This is a genomic window from Enterobacter genomosp. O, assembly GCF_001022965.1.
Classification (GTDB): Bacteria; Pseudomonadota; Gammaproteobacteria; order Enterobacterales; family Enterobacteriaceae; genus Enterobacter; species Enterobacter cloacae_L.
On the sequence record NZ_LECZ01000024.1, the window covers coordinates 465,398 to 482,567 of the forward strand.

The 17,170-nt window shown below is 58.5% G+C and carries 14 protein-coding genes; 4 read left to right on the plus strand and 10 right to left on the minus strand.

The genetic code is table 11. The features are described 5' to 3' along the window. Window positions 1–4,953 carry an alpha-2-macroglobulin family protein gene (locus ABR39_RS09685; RefSeq protein WP_047346756.1) on the minus strand — a complete coding sequence of 1,651 codons (4,953 nt, stop codon included), beginning with the start codon at window positions 4,951–4,953 and terminating at the stop codon, window positions 1–3. 286 nt (window positions 4,954–5,239) lie between these two features. Here ABR39_RS09685 and ABR39_RS09690 point away from each other — a divergent pair, with 286 nt between their 5' ends. The 4 genes from ABR39_RS09690 to ABR39_RS09705 all read left to right on the plus strand — a co-directional run bounded on the left by ABR39_RS09690 (window position 5,240) and on the right by ABR39_RS09705 (window position 9,870). Then, entirely contained in the window at window positions 5,240–6,784 is a 1,545-nt protein-coding gene (locus tag ABR39_RS09690; protein ID WP_047346757.1) for a PTS transporter subunit EIIC, read from the plus strand. Between the two features lie 12 nt (window positions 6,785–6,796). Then, window positions 6,797–8,164 (plus strand): 6-phospho-alpha-glucosidase, encoded by a 1,368-nt coding sequence (locus tag ABR39_RS09695; protein WP_047346758.1) that lies wholly within the window; start codon window positions 6,797–6,799, stop codon window positions 8,162–8,164. A gap of 90 nt (window positions 8,165–8,254) precedes the next feature. Next, a complete protein-coding gene (gene sseA / locus ABR39_RS09700; protein ID WP_047346759.1) occupies window positions 8,255–9,100 on the plus strand; it encodes a 3-mercaptopyruvate sulfurtransferase in 846 nt (281 codons plus the stop codon). Beyond that, window positions 9,100–9,870 carry a MurR/RpiR family transcriptional regulator gene (locus tag ABR39_RS09705; protein ID WP_047346760.1) on the plus strand — a complete coding sequence of 257 codons (771 nt, stop codon included), beginning with the start codon at window positions 9,100–9,102 and terminating at the stop codon, window positions 9,868–9,870. The genes sseA and ABR39_RS09705 overlap by 1 nt, the downstream gene beginning before the upstream one ends. A gap of 17 nt (window positions 9,871–9,887) precedes the next feature. Here the strand turns inward: ABR39_RS09705 and sseB are convergent, their stop codons facing one another. The 9 genes from sseB to iscS all read right to left on the minus strand — a co-directional run bounded on the left by sseB (window position 9,888) and on the right by iscS (window position 17,086). After that, a complete protein-coding gene (gene sseB / locus ABR39_RS09710) occupies window positions 9,888–10,664 on the minus strand; it encodes an enhanced serine sensitivity protein SseB (RefSeq protein ID WP_047346761.1) in 777 nt (258 codons plus the stop codon). A gap of 113 nt (window positions 10,665–10,777) precedes the next feature. Next, on the minus strand, window positions 10,778–12,064 hold the full coding sequence (gene pepB, locus ABR39_RS09715) for an aminopeptidase PepB (RefSeq protein WP_047346762.1): 1,287 nt from the start codon (window positions 12,062–12,064) through the stop codon (window positions 10,778–10,780). Window positions 12,065–12,124: 60 nt separating this feature from the next. After that, the gene (iscX, locus tag ABR39_RS09720) at window positions 12,125–12,325 is read right to left on the minus strand and encodes a Fe-S cluster assembly protein IscX (RefSeq protein ID WP_003860650.1); all 201 of its coding nucleotides are present in this window, start codon (window positions 12,323–12,325) and stop codon (window positions 12,125–12,127) included. A 1-nt stretch (window position 12,326) separates the two neighbouring features. Next, on the minus strand, window positions 12,327–12,662 hold the full coding sequence (fdx, locus tag ABR39_RS09725; RefSeq protein WP_003860652.1) for an ISC system 2Fe-2S type ferredoxin: 336 nt from the start codon (window positions 12,660–12,662) through the stop codon (window positions 12,327–12,329). Between the two features lies 1 nt (window position 12,663). Further along, entirely contained in the window at window positions 12,664–14,514 is a 1,851-nt protein-coding gene (gene hscA, locus ABR39_RS09730; protein WP_047346763.1) for a Fe-S protein assembly chaperone HscA, read from the minus strand. A gap of 14 nt (window positions 14,515–14,528) precedes the next feature. Continuing rightward, window positions 14,529–15,044 (minus strand): co-chaperone HscB, encoded by a 516-nt coding sequence (gene hscB, locus ABR39_RS09735; RefSeq protein WP_023333039.1) that lies wholly within the window; start codon window positions 15,042–15,044, stop codon window positions 14,529–14,531. Between the two features lie 79 nt (window positions 15,045–15,123). Continuing rightward, window positions 15,124–15,447 (minus strand): iron-sulfur cluster assembly protein IscA, encoded by a 324-nt coding sequence (gene iscA, locus ABR39_RS09740; RefSeq protein WP_003860659.1) that lies wholly within the window; start codon window positions 15,445–15,447, stop codon window positions 15,124–15,126. A 13-nt stretch (window positions 15,448–15,460) separates the two neighbouring features. Further along, on the minus strand, window positions 15,461–15,847 hold the full coding sequence (iscU, locus tag ABR39_RS09745; protein WP_003860661.1) for a Fe-S cluster assembly scaffold IscU: 387 nt from the start codon (window positions 15,845–15,847) through the stop codon (window positions 15,461–15,463). A gap of 24 nt (window positions 15,848–15,871) precedes the next feature. After that, entirely contained in the window at window positions 15,872–17,086 is a 1,215-nt protein-coding gene (iscS, locus tag ABR39_RS09750; RefSeq protein ID WP_008502157.1) for a cysteine desulfurase, read from the minus strand. Between the last annotated feature and the right edge of the window lie 84 nt (window positions 17,087–17,170).

Sequence of the window (17,170 nt, forward strand, 5' to 3'; positions counted from 1 at the left end):
TTACGGAACAACAATCAGCGGGCCACTGGCCGCACCCGTTGCCCGCCACTGCGGCACGTACATTGACTCCACCATCGGAACCGGCACCTGATAAGTTCCCGGCGTTACAGCGCGTGCCAGATAAACCAGCGTAACCGGCTGACCTTCATTTACCGGTACAGCCGCGACAAAGCGGTCGTCGCGGAATTCCATATGCTGAATGTCAGCCTGCTGCATCTGGCTGAGCAGGTTCTGCACATCGCTGCCGCTGTCCTGCAGGCTGGCGCTGCTGCTCGCCAGGTTCTGGTTTTCCAGTTCCAGACCCGCAGGGAGGAGATCCACCACCAGCGCGTCCGGCACGTTCTGGCTGGCTTTCACTTCCAGCCACACCAGCACCAGTTCACCGCTCTTCAGCGAAGAGAGCGATTTCGTGCTGCCGTCGGTTGCCAGAATATGACGTTCAACCTGCAGCACGTTCGAGCTCGGCTGAGGTGCATTTTCTGGATAACCGGTGCTGTCCAGGCGGACCCACAGCGGCGTCGTCCCGGTATTGGTCACCTGCAGTGTGCCAAGCTGGTCACCGTTCACGTTTTGTACCAGCGCCTTATCCCCGCCTGATGCGGTATCAGACAGCGTAGTATTCGCCTGCCACGTACCTGAAAGGGTTTGCAGCGAACGTCCGGCCAGGAACAGCGCGTTACTCTCCTGGGTGGACAGCCAGCGCTGGCTGAAGGCCTGTTCGGACAGCGCATTCAGCAGCGTATTTTGCGCGTCCGGCAGCAGCTTGTACTCTTCCAGAAGAGAGAGCATCAGCGCGTTATCGCGAAGCTGGCTGCCATAATCGGCCATCCAGGTTTTGCTGTCGTTACGCGGTGTTTTGAGTGCCAGATCCAGCGCCTGCTGGCTGCGCGGGGCATCGCCCATCAGCTTAAGCGCCATACCCAGCTGCATCAGCGGCAGCCCGGAAGCCGCCTGCCCGTGACGATCCCAGATTTCACGCAGCGCGCCCAACGGTGCTTTTTGCTGACGAGCCAGCACCAGCGCGGCATAAGCCTGCACGGCAAACTTGCTGGCCTGCGTATCGTCGCTGTAGCGAATGGACATCATGCCCGGATCCTGCAGGTAGCGCAGCAAACGGTTGTTCGCGTTATTGACCGCGTCGGTAGGCACGCTGTAGCCCTGCTCGCCCGCGCGCACCAGGAAGTCGGTCACGTAGGCGGTCAGCCAGTACTCTTCCGGACCGTTTTTATCCCACAGCGCAAAACCACCGTCTTCACGCTGCATTTGCAGCAGCCGCGAGATGCCAATATCAATGGCCGCACGGCGCTTGTCATCGGTGTCCCCCTTGATGCCAAGCGCGGTAAGCTGCGCCGCGTTGGTGTAGAGCGACGGGAACAGACCGCTGGTGGTTTGTTCCAGACAGCCATACGGATACGCCTGCAGTTCGCGAATATAGCGCGCCAGGTTGAGCGGCGGTTTGCCGCTCAGCAACAGTTGTCCCTGCAGGGTGGCAGGAGAGAAACCGTTGCTATGCTGCGCCGGTGCGGTCCAGGATTCACCAGGGTTCAGCATGGCCCCCGTGTTCACCGTTTGTGCCGGGAACGCCGGACGCACGCCGATTTTCCAGCTCTTCTGCTGCGGAGCGAAGGTCTCGCCAGGAAGCTGCAGGCCAGTCACCTGCGCGGTCACTTCACCATCTCCATAGCCGTCCAGCGCGCGCACCGGAATAAACAGGGTGGTTCGTGCACCTGGCGGCAGTTGCACCGGCTGCGGCTGTGCACCTTCAAGAGACAGTTTGCCGGTTGCGGTCAGTGCCACGTTCAGCGTTTGCGGCCTGTCAGTCAGGTTAGTGAGATCCAGCGTCAGGCGCGAGGTGTCACCGCTTGCCAGGAAGCGCGGAGTATTCAACTCGGTAATGACCGGCGCGGCCACAATAACCTTGCTTTCGCTGCTGCCGAAATCGTCTTCCGTCCAAGCCTGCGCCATCAGGCGCAGCTCGCCGTTGAAGTCGCCAATCGGCAGCGTAACGGTACCTTCCCCGTTGGCATCAAGCGTAACCGGCTGCGCCTGCTGGGCGATAATGGTAACGTGGTTCACCGGCGGTTTGCCGCCGCGCTTCAGCTCGTCCCCATCGCCACCAAAACGCAGTGCGGCCATGCGGCCCTGGCCTTCAATGACCTGGCCATAGATATCGTAGATATCCGCGCCGTAGCGCTTCTGACCAAAGAACGCCTGCCACGGATCTGGCGTGACGTAATCGGTAATGTTCAGCACGCCGCTGTCCACCGCCGAGACCAGCACGTTCACCTTCTGCGGCACAGTGCCCTCTTTCACGCTGGCTTTCACCTTCACAGAGAGCGTCTGGTTTGGACGCATTTTTTGCGGGTTATCCAGCGCAATATTCAGGCGGCGATTTTCGTCGCCCATCGGCAGATGCAGCAAACCGACCGCGCGTTTCGGCGTGGCGGATTTGGATTTATCCCCAGGACGAACCACCAGCGTGCTGAGATAGAGATCGTGACGTTTCCAGGCCTTGTCGACCGGGATGGCGAGATCAAGCCCGTTTGCCGGGACGTCGATCTCTTTCCACCACAGCGGCCCTTCGCTGGATTCGATCATTGCATAGCCCTTGCCTGCTGCCGGCGCTGCAATGTGCAGATTGATGGTATCGCCAGGCTGATACGCTGGCTTATCCAGCTTCAGCGTCACGCGGTCAGGACGCGCAGCCCCGGTGCCGTCGCTGTTATCCTGCCAGCTATACCCTGCCCAGAAACGCACGCTGCTGACCATCTCATCCGGCGCTTTAACCTCCAGACGATAAGAGCCCCACTCCACCGGGAAGGTGACTTTGCCGGTTTCATCGGCCTTAAGGGTCAGCTCCTGTTCGCCTTCAATGAGATCTTTTTGATCAAACTGCGACTGCCAGCCTTCGCTTTCGGACCAGTTCCAGTAATAGTCCCGACGCTCGCGGATCAGACGAACCTGTAACCCGGAAACGGCTTTTTTCGCCCCGCTGGCATCGGCATACACGATATCGAAGCTGGCGTTGCCGTTCTCGTCGACAATCGGCTGGTTAACGGTGGTATCGGTGCGATAGTCGTAAACGGCTTTACTGGCGAACTGAGGACGGATGCCCGGCAGCTCCGCCGCTGGCCAGATGGCCTGCTCGGCACGGCGCGTCACCGGACGACCGCCCGACTCCAGCAGGCTGGCCTGCAGGATCAGCTGGAGAGGAGAGTGCACCTCTTTCCACTGGCTTTCGGTAGAAACCTGCCCACGCCCCTGTTCGTCGAGCGTAAGCTGAACTTCATCCAGACTGCGGCTCAGGTTGTCCTCGGCGATATCACCAAACTGGAAGCCCGGCAGTGCAGCCACCGCGTCACGCAGCGGACGCAGGAAAAGCTGGCCCTGCAGAGAATTTCCGTTGGCCGGCGCGCCATAGAGGTAATACCCGACCACGTTGAAGTCGACGTTATCCTGAGGTGAAACCGGCGTTTTTTGCCCGCTCAGGTTAAGCGCCATACGCTCAGGCATAAAATCTTCGACGTGGAAGTCCCACAGACGCTGCAGGTTATCGCCCGTGTTGGCGCGGATATGCCACATGCCGGTCTGCGCCCCGCTGTCCAGCGGATAGTTAAAACGATAGAGGCCGTTCTCTGGCTTGACGACAATCGTGCGCGCGACCTGTCCGTCCGGACGCAGTACGTCAAGCTTCACGGGCTGGTCGGGAAGTGGCTTACCGTCGCTGTCGCGCAGCAAACCGTTAAGGATCACCGTTTCGCCCGGGCGGTAGAGATCGCGTGGGCCAAACATAAAGAATTGCTTGCTGTAGCCAGGGCTCCCTGCGATGTCGAACTCCGCCAGGTCGAGCGCAGGCAGCTTGAGATCAAGCAGCGTAGTCTGGCCGTCTTTGCTGGCGAGGATCAGCGCGGCTTCTTTATCGGTCTCAAGCTTTGCGTGGCCATCGCCGTCGCTGTTCGCTTCGGCAAGCGTCTGCCCTTTATCGTTCAGCAGGGTAACGGTGACGCCGGATTGCGCCGCGCCGTTCTCCAGACTCTGGGTGAAAATGTCCAGACGGTTATGATAACGGTGAGCGGACAGGCCAATATCGCTTAAGGTAAAGAGCGTCGCGGCGTTGCTGTAGTTGTAATGCCCGGCCTGGTTCATGACCGCGATATAAACGCCAGACTGCTGGAGCGGTTTAATATCCTTCAGGGGAAGCAGCAATTTTTCACGCGTGTTGCGCGCCGGATTGAGGTCGAAACGACTGGTGTAAACCAGCTCCGCCATCTTCAGCAGGTTGTCGGATTCCCAGTTGGTCAGCGAGTTGCGGTATTCCCACTGGCTGACAAAAGAGGCCAGCGATTCGGGCTTCACGCGGTAGAAATTCACGTCCACATTGTTGACGTTGAGCGCCATCACCGGCAGACCTTCCACCACCTTGCCCGGCAGCAGCGAGCCGCGGCTGGCAAAACCCACAGTGGGTTCAACGTCCCGGGTGGTCAGGGCTTTTTCATAATCAATGCCGAACGTCGCCTTGTTCAGCGCCTGCAGATCACGTTCAACGGTGACGACCAGGTTGCGGTTAGGCTCCAGATGGCGCAGGCGAAGCTCTTTCAGGTTAGGTGCAAGTTCCCACGCCCCATCAACCTTGCCGCTTTTCTTGTCCACGACATGCACGGTTTTTGCGAAATCCTGATCGGGATTTAGCGGAACAGAGAATGTCAGCACCAGCGTTGAAGCGCCGTCCAGCTGCACCTCTGAGGCATCCAGCAGGGTTAACGCTTTGCCCTGACTCTGCGCCGCAAGTTTTGCCAGCTTATCAGCGTCGGGCTTTTCCGCGGCTTTCGGTGTCGATGGGGTGGAGGCGGCGGGAGCCGCAGACTGAGTGGTATCGTCGCTGTTATCACAGCCGACAAGCGTAAACGTGGTAAGCAGCGCGAGAGAAATCGCGGCTAGGCGAAACGGTTTCATCCTTTGTCCCTGGCCTTTGGGGCCTGTTGGTCGTCGTCCGGATAAGTATTATCCGCAAGTTTCATTAATTCAAAAAGTCCAATTTTAGAATCCTGAAAGCGCCTCGCAGAACGGTTCCCTATTGCCCTCCGGCAATGCTACACCGATCACAGCACCAAACGTCACATGTTACCTTTGAGGTCATTTGTTTTTAAAACAATAAGATAGATGGATAAGCGTGTCTAAAGGCTGCTAGTTTTATAACCATGACGCACCCCGAGTGCGCGGTTCAATAAGAGAGAAAGCCATGAAACGAGCCGTGAACGCCCTACAAAATTTCGGAAAATCATTGTACGGACCGGTGCTGATCTTACCGATCGTCGGTCTTTTTATCGCCTTTGGTAACGTGCTGGGTAACGGTAATCTTGCGGAATATCTGCCGTTTCTTGGCCATCCGCTGATCCAGCACCTTGGTCAGCTTATCGCGAAATCTGCCGTGTCGGTGCTGGTCAACCTGGCGCTGGTGTTTGCCGTCGGCATCCCGATTGGCCTGGCGACCCGCGATAAAGGCTATGCCGCGCTGATTGGCCTGGTGACCTTTGTCGTGTTCATTAACGCCATGAACGTAACGCTACAGCTCCAGGGCGAGCTTGCGCCTGCCGCGCAGATGAAAGCGGCCGGGCAGACGATGGTACTGGGCGTGCAGGTGCTGGAGATGGGGGTGTTTGCCGGGATACTGACCGGGGCGCTTTCCGGGTACCTGTACAACAAATACTCCGGCGTACAGTTTAACGGCGCGATGGCGATTTACTCCGGCCACTGTTTTGTCGCCATCGTCATGCTCCCCGTCTCTATGCTGCTCGGCGTGGTGATGAGTGAGCTGTGGCCCTTTGCCCAGCACGGCATCAGCGCCCTGGCGCTGGCCATCAAAGGCTCCGGGCCGTTTGGAGTTGCCATATACGGTTTCCTGGAGCGTATTCTGGTGCCTACCGGCCTGCATCACCTGGTCTATACCCCGTTCCTGTATACCGAGCTGGGCGGCACGCAGGAAGTCTGCGGCGCAACCTATCAGGGCGCACGCAATATCTATTTTGCCGAGATGGCCTGCCCGGACGTGAAGCAGCTCAGCAGCACCGTGGTGTGGGATGCCCGCGGCATCAGCAAGATGTTTGGCCTGCCAGCGGCGGCGCTGGCGATGTACATGACCGCGAAGCCGGAGCGCAAAGCGGCGGCAAAGGCGATTCTGATCCCGGCAGCGCTCACCTCTCTGCTGGTCGGCGTTACCGAACCCATTGAGTTCTCCTTCCTGTTCGTCGCCCCGCTGCTGTTCGTGGTGCACGCGGTGCTGACCGGCATCGGCATGATGCTGTTCTCGCTGCTGGGCGTTCACGCCATCGGCGCCAACGGGATTATCGACTTCATCCTCTACAACCTGCCGCTCGGCACGGAAAAGTCCAACTGGCCGATGTACATCGTGGTCGGGCTGATCATGTTCGCCCTCTATTTCGCGGTGTTCCGCTTCCTGATCCTGCGCTTCAACATGAAGACGCCGGGCCGTGAGGATGACGATAAGGAGACGCGCCTCTACAGCAAGCAGGAGTACCAGGCCAAAGGCAACAACGACGGGCTGGGCGAATCCATCGTGGCGGGGCTCGGCGGCAGGGAAAATATTGAAGTGGTGGATAACTGCTACACCCGCCTGCGCGTCACGGTGAAGGACGTCGCCATTATCGACGAGCCACGCCTGAAGGCGACCGGCGCAAAAGGGATTATCAAACAAGGTAACAACGTTCAGGTGGTCTACGGGCTGCACGTCAAAAAAATGCGAGAAGCCGTTGAGACGTTTCTCTGAAAGGAGCTAAAGATGTTAACACCCCCATTCATTCTATCGATTGCCGGCGGCGGCAGCACCTACACGCCGGGTATTGTGAAAAGCCTGATGGTGCGCCTGCAGGATTTCCCGCTGGCTGAAATCCGCCTCTACGACATTGACGACGCGCGTCAGAACACCATTGCACCGGTGGTCGAGAAGGTTATTCGCGACCACAGTCAGAGCATCAAATTCACCGTCACCAGCGACCCGGAAGTGGCCTTTAGCGGCGCGCATTTTGTCTTCGCCCAGATGCGCGTCGGCCAGTACAAGATGCGCGAGCAGGACGAGAAGATCCCGCTGCGCCACGGCGTGGTAGGCCAGGAAACCTGCGGGCCCGGCGGGTTGGCGTACGGCCTGCGCACCATTCTGCCAATGGTGGAGCTTATCGACCTGGTGGATCGCTACGCGCACGAGAAGGCCTGGATCGTGAACTACTCCAACCCGGCGGCGATCGTCGCGGAAGGGGTGCGTCGCCTGCGCCCGAACGCGCGGGTGCTGAACATTTGCGATATGCCGGTGGCTGCCATGCGTAACATGGGGGCGATTCTGGGTGTCGATCGCCACAAGCTGGAGGTCGACTACTTCGGTCTGAACCACTTCGGCTGGTTTACCCGCGTGCTGGTGGACGGTGAGGACAAGCTGCCAGAGCTGCGTAAACATATCGCGAAGTTTGGCCTGCTGACGGAAGATGCGGCCAAAACCGATCCGCAGCATTCCGATCCGTCCTGGGTGAAGACCTGGCGCAACATTAAGCCGATCATGGATAACTTCCCGGAATATCTGCCGAACCCGTACCTGCAGTATTACCTGATGCCGAACCAGATTGTGGAGCATCAGAACCCGGACTATACCCGCGCCAATGAAGTGATGGACGGGCGTGAGAAAAAGCTGTTCGCCGCCGCCGAAGAGTACAAGCGCACCGGGGTTCTGCCGGATGCCTTCCACGTAGGCGTCCACGGTGAATTTATCGTTGACGTCGCCTGCTCGCTGGCCTTTAACCTGCGGAGCCGCCATCTGGTGATGGTGGAAAACCGCGGTGCAATTACCAACCTGCCTTACGATGCCGTGGTGGAAGTCCCCGCTTATATCACCTCCGAAGGTCCGGAACCGATTCGCGTCGGCCAGGTGCCGCTGTTCCATCAGACCCTTTTGCAACAGCAACTCGCCTCTGAACAGCTACTGGTAGAGGCGACTATCGAAGGGAGCTATGAGAAAGCCCTCCAGGCATTCACCCTTAACCGCACCGTGCCGACAATGGAACACGCGAAGGCTATTCTCGACGAGATGATTGAAGCCAACCGCGACTACTGGCCTGCGCTGCAAAAAGCCTGGCAGGACGGCGAAAAGGTGAAAAAATAGGGGCTTGCTCGCGAGTTGAACGTGGTTTGCTTGTCGGTGTCAGAAAAAACACCGACAATCCTTTTTTACGGAAAAGAATGGAGGCAACCCATGTCCACCTCATATTTTGTCGCCGCCGACTGGCTGATTGAGCACGGCGACGATCCGGAAGTTCAGATTATTGACGCGCGTATGGCCCCTCCAGGGCAAGAGCATCGCGATGTTCCCGCTGAATACCGCGCAGGTCACCTGCCTGGCGCGGTATTTTTTGATATTGAAGCCCTCTCCGATCACACCTCCCCTCTGCCGCATATGCTGCCGCGCCCAGAAGCGTTTTCCGTGGCGATGCGCGAGCTGGGCGTCAGCAAAGACAAACACCTCGTTGTTTATGACGAAGGTAACCTCTTCTCGGCGCCGCGCGCGTGGTGGATGCTGAAAAACTTCGGCGTGGAAAAGGTCTCGATTCTGGCGGGCGGCCTCGCAGGCTGGAAGCGCGACGAGCTGCCGCTCCAGCAGGGCGACGTGACGCTGCCGGAAGGCGAATTCGATGCCTCCTTCGACTCTCACGTGGTGAAACGCCTGACCGACGTGCTGGTCGTTAGCCATGAAAAAACGGCCCAAATCGTCGATGCTCGCCCTGCGCCACGCTTCAATGCGCAAGCGGATGAACCGCGTCCGGGGCTCAGGCGCGGCCATATTCCGGGCGCGCTGAACGTGCCGTGGGGAGATTTGGTGTTTGAAGGCGAACTGAAAACCACCGACGAGCTGCGCGCTATTTTTGACCGTGCGGGCGTGGATTTACATCGTCCGGTTATTGCCAGCTGCGGCTCCGGCGTAACGGCCTGCGTGGTTATTCTGGCGCTCGCCACGCTCGGCGTAAATGACGTCACGCTCTACGACGGTGCCTGGAGCGAATGGGGCGCGCGTGACGACCTGCCGGTTGAACCGGCAAAATAATGGATAACCGCCTGGCCACGCTGTTAACGCGCGGGGCATCGCTGACCCGCGCGGAGTACCGCGTCCTCGCCCACCTTACGGAGCACCCGCTGCTGGTGGGCAAGATTACGGTTCGCGAGCTGGCGCAGGCGACGTTCGTATCCACTGCCACCATAATGCGTCTGTGTCAGAAGCTGGGGTTCAGCGGTTTTAGCGAGTTTATTTGGCATTGCAAACAGCTTCTCTCCGACACGCCGCATATTGCCGCTCAGGCGCCCTCCCTTCCAGAACTCCCGGCGCTGTTTAATCAGTTTATCGCCAACTATCAGCAAACCTTTCAGTGGGTCACCCACGACAAACGCCAGCAGTTTGCCGACCTGCTGCGCCAGAAAGAGAGCTTCTTTCTCTACGGCGCCGGGTTTTCCTATCTCTTTGCGGAGTACCTGACCAAGAAGCTGCAGGTGCTGGGCAAAACGGCGTTTATCTCCGGGCCGGGCGACAGCCGGAATATTTTTCTCAGCAATGCCGCCCGCTATGAGGTGTTTATTGCCGTCTCCCGCAGCGGGGAAACGGAACAGGTGCTGGATAAGGCGCGGATTGCCAAAAACGTCGGCATGACGATCGTCGCGTTTACCCGCGCCTCGGCCAATACGCTGGCGGGAATGGCGGACGTACACTTTGCCCTCTATGACGAAGCGGTACACTACGCTGCCGAAGCCGCGGGGATGACGTCGTTTGAGTCGAATCTGGTGCTGCTGATGGATTTACTGCTGCTGGAAGCAACGGGGTGATATTCACCCCGCCGTAATCAGATGATGCGGTTAGTTTTGAGATCGCGCAGGAAGCCGCCCCAGCGGCGCTCGTAAAACGGGGTGATGTGCTCGGTAATAAAGTGGCTGATGCCCTTCTCACCGTTCTTCACCTGACAGATATCAATCGGCTCATCGCCCGGCAGCGTGTCGGTGGCAACACTTCCCGTGGCCTGAATGATGTCCTCGATATCGCCGTCCGCCTCAATACCAATCAGCAGTACCGGATGCTCGTCCGCGCGCTCTTTAATGGAGCAGAGGAATGCGCGCCTGACGGGCTTGAGCGTTTTGAAAAGCGTGGTCAGGGAATCGATCATCTGCGCAGGCGGCTCGGCCACTTCAGACAGCAGCAGCGTTTCGCCCCCTTCCAGTACCTCCTGAGTGCTGAGCGGGTTGCCCTCTTCGCCAATCAGATGGCTGATTTCACGCGGCGTGAACTCTTTACCGGTCGGCAACTTCGCGTTGAGGAACAGCGTCTGGCCCAGCGTCATTTCAAACAGGGTGCGTACCGGCATCACCACGAACGCCTGTTCGTCTTCTACCGCTTTCTGCAGCGCTTCCAGCGAGGTGAAGAACGGGATCACCGAGGTGCCGTCGTCCTTCTCCCAGTGCAGGAGATCCAGCGCGCTGTCTTCGACAACCTGCTCGCCTTCCGCCGCGGTACCCGGCACCCAAACGGTGGATTCCAGCAGCGTGCGGAAAAATGCCGGACGGTGGGCGGGCTCGGTCGCCGCCTTCTCCAGCAGGGCTTCTAATTCGTTTTTGGTTTCTGACATAACAATTCCAGATGATGCATTTCTCCCCTCACCCTAACCCTCTCCCCAAAGGGGAGAGGGAATTTGAACACCCTCTCCCCTTTGGGGAGAGGGCTGGGGTGAGGGGGCAACGATTACTCAGCCGTCAGCAGGTTCGCCACGGTACGCACGCCCAGACCGGTCGCGCCCGCGGACCACTGCTCAACCGCCGCTTTACGGTACGTCGCGGAGCAGTCAATGTGCAGCCAGCCCTCGTGGTAGTTCTCAACGAAGTGAGACAGGAAGCCTGCTGCGGTGCTTGCCCCAGCCGGGTACGCCGCGCTTGCGGTGTTGTTCAGCTCGGCAAAGTTAGACGGCAGCTGGCTGCGGTGGAACTCGGCCAGCGGCAGGCGCCAGAACGGCTCGTTCTCTGCGGCAGCGCTTGCCAGCAGGCGCGCGGCCAGCTTGTCGTCAAAGCTGAACAGCGCATGGTAGTCGTTGCCCAGGGCGGTTTTCGCCGCACCGGTCAGGGTCGCCATGTCGATAATCAGCTCTGGCTTCTGCGCAGAGGCGTCGATCAGGCCATCGGCCAGCACCAGACGGCCTTCCGCGTCGGTGTTCATCACCTCAACGTTTTTGCCGTTGCGGTAGCGAATGATGTCGCCCAGCTTGAAGGCGTTACCGCTGACCATGTTGTCGGCGCAGCACAGGTAGAGCTTCACGCGCTTGTTCAGGCCGCGGGTGATAGCGAACGCCAGCGCGCCGGTAATGGTCGCCGCGCCGCCCATATCGGACTTCATGGAGTCCATGAACGCGCTCTGCTTCAGGCTGTAGCCGCCGGTGTCGAAGGTGATGCCTTTACCGACCAGACAGGCAAATACCGGCGCGGCTTTATCGCCGGTTGGGTTGTAATCCAGCGCCAGCAATACAGGAGGACGCTCGGAACCGCGGCCCACGGTGTGGATACCCATATAGTTCTGCTCGCGCAGATCTTCACCTTTGGTGATGCGGTAGGACATCTTGTCGCCGGCCACGCCGCACAGCAGGTCAACGGCGCGCTGCGCCAGCTGCTCCGGCCCCAGTTCTTCCGCCGGTGCGTTAATGGTGTCGCGCACCCAGTCGATAATGTTCAGGCGGCTTTCCAGCTCTTTCTGACCGGCTTCATCAAGGTTAGCCCACTCGATTTTGCGGGTGCCTTTCGGGCCTTTGTAGCCTGCCCAGAATGCCCAGCTGCGGTCGGTGTCCCAGCCTTCGCCTTCCAAAGAGACGTGTTTAATCCCCAGGCCGTCAATTTTACGCGCGGCGCGCTGGATCAGGCCCAAATCATCGTTGCCCGTCAGGTGCAGGGTAATGCCGTCGTTGTTAATGCTGTAGGTGGCTTTCTCGCCCCAGCGCGCATCAGCAGGCTGATTCGAGAGCGTAATCTTCATCGCTTCGGTCATTTTATTTTTCCTTATTAGCAACTAGCAAACGGGCCGCCTGAAGGCAGCCCGTTATGTTATTTATTCTGCTTCATCTAACCAGACTAACAGAATCGCCTCCAGAATTTTTTCATTGGATGCGTTTGGATCGTCGTCGAAATCCTCTAAATCGCAGATCCACTGGTGCATGTCGGTGAATCGTACGGTCTTCGGATCGAGATCCGGGTTCGCGTCGTAAAGCGCTTCGCCGATTTCGCGGCTGTCTGTCCACTTCAGTCCCATATTAGTGCTCGCGTGCGTGGTTGATGGTGTAGCGTGGGAATTCCACGACCAGATCTTCATCGGTCACCGCGGCCTGGCAGCTTAAGCGGCTGTCTGGCTCCAGACCCCATGCTTTATCCAGCATGTCGTCTTCGTCTTCGGTGCTCTCGGCGAGAGAGTCGAAACCTTCACGCACGATGCAGTGGCACGTTGTGCAGGCACAGGATTTTTCACAGGCGTGTTCCACTTCAATACCTGCACGCAGGGCAACATCGAGAATGGTTTCACCGGTCTTCGCTTCCAGAACAGCGCCATCCGGACAGAGGTCCGCATGAGGCAAAATTACAATCTTTGGCATATTAAACCTCGTCCACGGACTGGCCTTTCAGCGCGACGCGGACAGATTTGTCCATGCGGCGAGCAGCAAAGTCCTGGGTTTGTTTATCAACGTTTTTAATGGCTTCTTCTATTGCGTCAGCGTCATTGCCTTCTGCTACTGCGCTTAAGCGCGCGGCAGCGTCGTCAATCACCTGGCGCTCAGCGGCGCTTAACAGCGCGGCATCGGCAGCGAGCGCGCCGTTCAGGCTCTCCAGCACGCGTGCGGCTTCCACTTTCTGTTCCGCCAGCATACGCGCCTTCACATCCTGCTCGGCGTAGCTCATTGAGTCCTGAATCATGGAGGCGATTTCGCCATCGGTCAGGCCGTAGGACGGCTTCACCTGGATGGACGATTCAACGCCGGTCGATTTTTCCATCGCCGTGACGCTCAGCAGGCCGTCTGCATCCACCTGGAAGGTAACGCGAATATGCGCCCCGCCCGCAGGCAGCGCCGGAATTCCGCGCAGCGCAAAGCGCGCCAGCGAGCGGCAGTCCTGCACCAGTTCGCGTTCGCCCTGCATCACGTGGATGGACATCGCGGTCTGGCCGTCTTTAAAGGTGGTGAACTCCTGCGCGCGCGCCACCGGAATAGTGGTGTTACGCGGGATCACTTTCTCTACCAGGCCGCCCATGGTTTCTAACCCCAGCGACAGCGGGATGACGTCCAGCAGCAGCATTTCGCTGTCCGGCTTGTTGCCGACCAGGATATCGGCCTGGATAGCGGCGCCCACGGCGACCACTTTGTCCGGGTCAATGGAGGTGAGCGGCGTGCGGCCAAAGAACTCGCCCACGCGTTCGCGCACCAGCGGCACGCGGGTGGAGCCGCCGACCATGACCACTTCCAGCACCTCGCTGGCCTCAACGCCGGCATCTTTCAGTGCGCGACGGCAGGCCAGCAGGGTACGTTTTACCAGAGCAGCGATCAGGTCGTTGAACTGGTCGCGGGTGATTTCACCCTGCCAGCCCGCAACATTTACGGTAACGGTCTGAGCATCGCTCAGGGCAATTTTGGCATCGATGGCCGCATCCAGCAGTTCACGCTGAACGCGTGCATCGCTGCGATCGCTGATGCCCGCCTGCTCGCGGATGTAATCCGCCAGCAGATGGTCGAAGTCATCGCCGCCCAGCGCGGAATCCCCGCCGGTCGCCAGCACTTCAAACACTCCGCGGCTTAAGCGCAGGATGGAGATATCAAAGGTGCCGCCGCCGAGGTCGTAAACCGCAATCACCCCTTCCTGACCGGAGTCGAGGCCGTAGGCAATCGCCGCCGCCGTCGGTTCGTTCAGCAGGCGCAGCACGTGCAGGCCCGCCAGACGCGCGGCGTCTTTGGTGCCCTGGCGCTGTGCGTCGTCAAAGTAGGCCGGAACGGTAATGACTACGCCGTCCAGATCGCCGCCGAGGGTCGCCGTCGCGCGCGCCGCCAGCGCTTTGAGGATGTCAGCAGAAACACGAATCGGGTTCAGCAGGCCAGCCGCCGTCGCGATCATCGGCAGGCCATTTTCACTGGCCTGAAGTTGATAAGGGAGATGCGGGTAGCGGGTCTGGATATCGGCCAGCGAGCGGCCCATCATGCGCTTCACGGAGCTGATAGTGTTGGCCGGATCGCGCGCGGCGTTGGCGCGGGCGTCATAGCCGACCGCGTGCCCCTGCTGCTGGTAGTGGACCACGGAAGGCAGCAGATGGCGGCCCTGCTCGTCAGCCAGCGTTTCCGCCTGGCCGCTACGCACGGTCGCCACGAGGGAATTGGTGGTGCCCAGATCAATACCCACCGCCAGACGACGCTGGTGCGGTGCGGCACTTAAGCCAGGCTCACTAATTTGTAATAAGGCCATAATTGCTTCCGAAATTAAAAATCGAGCAGCTTTTCTTCGAGTTGTTCAGCACTGCTTCGCAGTTTATCGAGAAAACGGAGTTTGCGCACAGTATCTGCCGCCACGTCCCAGGTCTCGTTGTTCAGTTGCTCCACCATCTGCTGATGGCGGGTATCGAACATGCCCTTCACGCGCGTGATAAAGCTTTCCAGACGCGCTTCGTCTTTGGCCTGTTCAATCTCATCGAGCTCTTCGCGAAGCTCCAGCTGTTCCATCAGAAATGCCGTGTCGCGCACGGTGTGCTGCTCGCTCGCGAGATCAAAGCCGTGGAGCGAAAGCAGATATTCTGCACGCGCCAGCGGATGGCGCAGCGTCTGCCAGGCCTGGTTGATGGTCGCAGAGTGCGAGACCGCAGCCAATTGCTCTGACTGCGTGCCACTGGCGAATTTATCCGGATGATACTGACGTTGCAGATCCTGAAAACGGATCGTCAGCGCCTGGAGATCAATCGGGTATTGAGCGGGTAGTCCGAAGAGAGTGAAGTAATCCATAACAATCTCAGGGGTAGCCTGTTAGAGCAAACCCCACGCGTAGCAGGTAAGCCACGGTGGGGTTTCGGATGACGCGCGGTTAAACGTGGAAGCTTTCGCCGCAACCACACTCGTCTTTGACGTTCGGGTTCGTGAATTTGAACCCTTCGTTCAGGCCTTCTTTTACGAAGTCCAGCTGAGTGCCGTTGAGGAATTGCAGGCTTTTGCCATCGACCACCACCTTCACGCCTTTGTCTTCAAACACGGTGTCATCAGACGCCGGCTCATCAACAAACTCCAGTACGTAAGCCATACCAGAACAGCCGGAGGTACGTACGCCCAGTCGCAGGCCAAAGCCTTTACCACGGTTCGCCAGAAAAGAGCTTACTCGCGCGGCAGCGCTGTCGCTAAGGGTAATCGACATACTCAAACCTCAATTATTTTGCTTCACGTTTGCTTTTGTAATCCGCAATGGCGGCTTTGATCGCGTCTTCTGCCAGAATAGAACAGTGAATTTTCACCGGTGGCAGTTCGAGTTCTTCAGCAATATCCGTGTTCTTGATTGCCTGTGCTTCGTCCAGAGACTTGCCCTTCACCCATTCGGTAACCAGGGAGCTGGACGCAATAGCAGAACCGCAGCCGTAGGTCTTGAAGCGCGCGTCTTCAATGATACCTTCATTGTTGACTTTAATCTGCAACTTCATCACGTCGCCACACGCCGGTGCACCGACCATGCCGCTACCGACAGATTCATCGCTGTTGTCAAAAGAGCCGACGTTGCGCGGGTTTTCGTAATGATCGATGACTTTTTCGCTGTATGCCATGATTGAATTCTCCTTATGTACCGATTAGTGATGTGACCATTCAATGCTGTTCAGATCCACGCCCTGCTTGAACATTTCCCACAGTGGAGAAAGGTCGCGCAGACGGCCGATGGAGTTGCGAACCAGCTTGATGGTGTAGTCAATCTCTTCTTCGGTAGTGAAACGACCTAAAGAGAAACGGATAGAGCTGTGTGCCAGCTCGTCAGTCATACCCAGCGCGCGCAGCACGTAGGATGGCTCAAGGCTTGCGGACGTACAGGCAGAACCGGAAGAAACCGCCAGGTCTTTCAGGGCCATGATCAGCGATTCGCCTTCAACATAGTTGAAGCTGACGTTGAGGATGTTCGGAGCGCCCTGCTCGAGATCGCCGTTCAGATACACTTCTTCCATATCTTTCACGCCGTCCCACAGACGATTACGCAGCGTGCGCAGGCGTGCCATCTCGGTTTCCATCTCTTCTTTTGCAATGCGGTAAGCTTCGCCCATGCCCACGATCTGGTGAACAGGCAGCGTACCGGAACGCATGCCGCGCTCGTGACCGCCACCGTGCATCTGTGCTTCGATGCGGATACGCGGTTTACGACGAACGTACAGCGCGCCGATGCCTTTCGGGCCATAGATTTTGTGGCCGGAGAAGGACATCAGATCCACTTTCAGCTGGCTCAGGTCGATAGGCAGTTTGCCCACGCTCTGGGTCGCATCCACGTGGTAGATGATGCCGCGCGCGCGGCACATTTCGCCGATGGTCGCGATGTCTTGTACCACGCCGATTTCGTTGTTGACGTGCATGATGGAAACCAGAATGGTGTCATCACGCATGGCCGCTTCGAGCTCTTTGAGGTCAATAATACCGTTGCTCTGTGGCGCGAGATAGGTCACTTCGTACCCTTCACGCTCCAGCTGGCGGCAGGTGTCCAGCACGGCTTTGTGTTCGGTTTTGCTGGTGATGATGTGCTTGCCTTTTTTCTGATAAAAGTTGGCTGCACCTTTGATCGCCAGGTTGTCGGATTCGGTCGCACCGGAGGTGAAAACAATCTCACGCGGGTCGGCGCCCACCAGGTCAGCAATCTGATTACGGGCGATATCGACCGCCTCTTCAGCATGCCAGCCAAAACGGTGTGAACGGGAAGCTGGGTTACCAAAGTTTCCGTCCAGGGTCAGACACTGCATCATTTTCTCGGCAACACGCGGGTCCACCGGCGTGGTTGCGGAGTAATCGAGATAAATCGGTAATTTCATTGCTCTATAAACTCCGTACATCGCTTCAATGCAAGGAATCAGGCAACCGGCTGGATGTACGACCGAGTACGCGGGGCGAGTTCT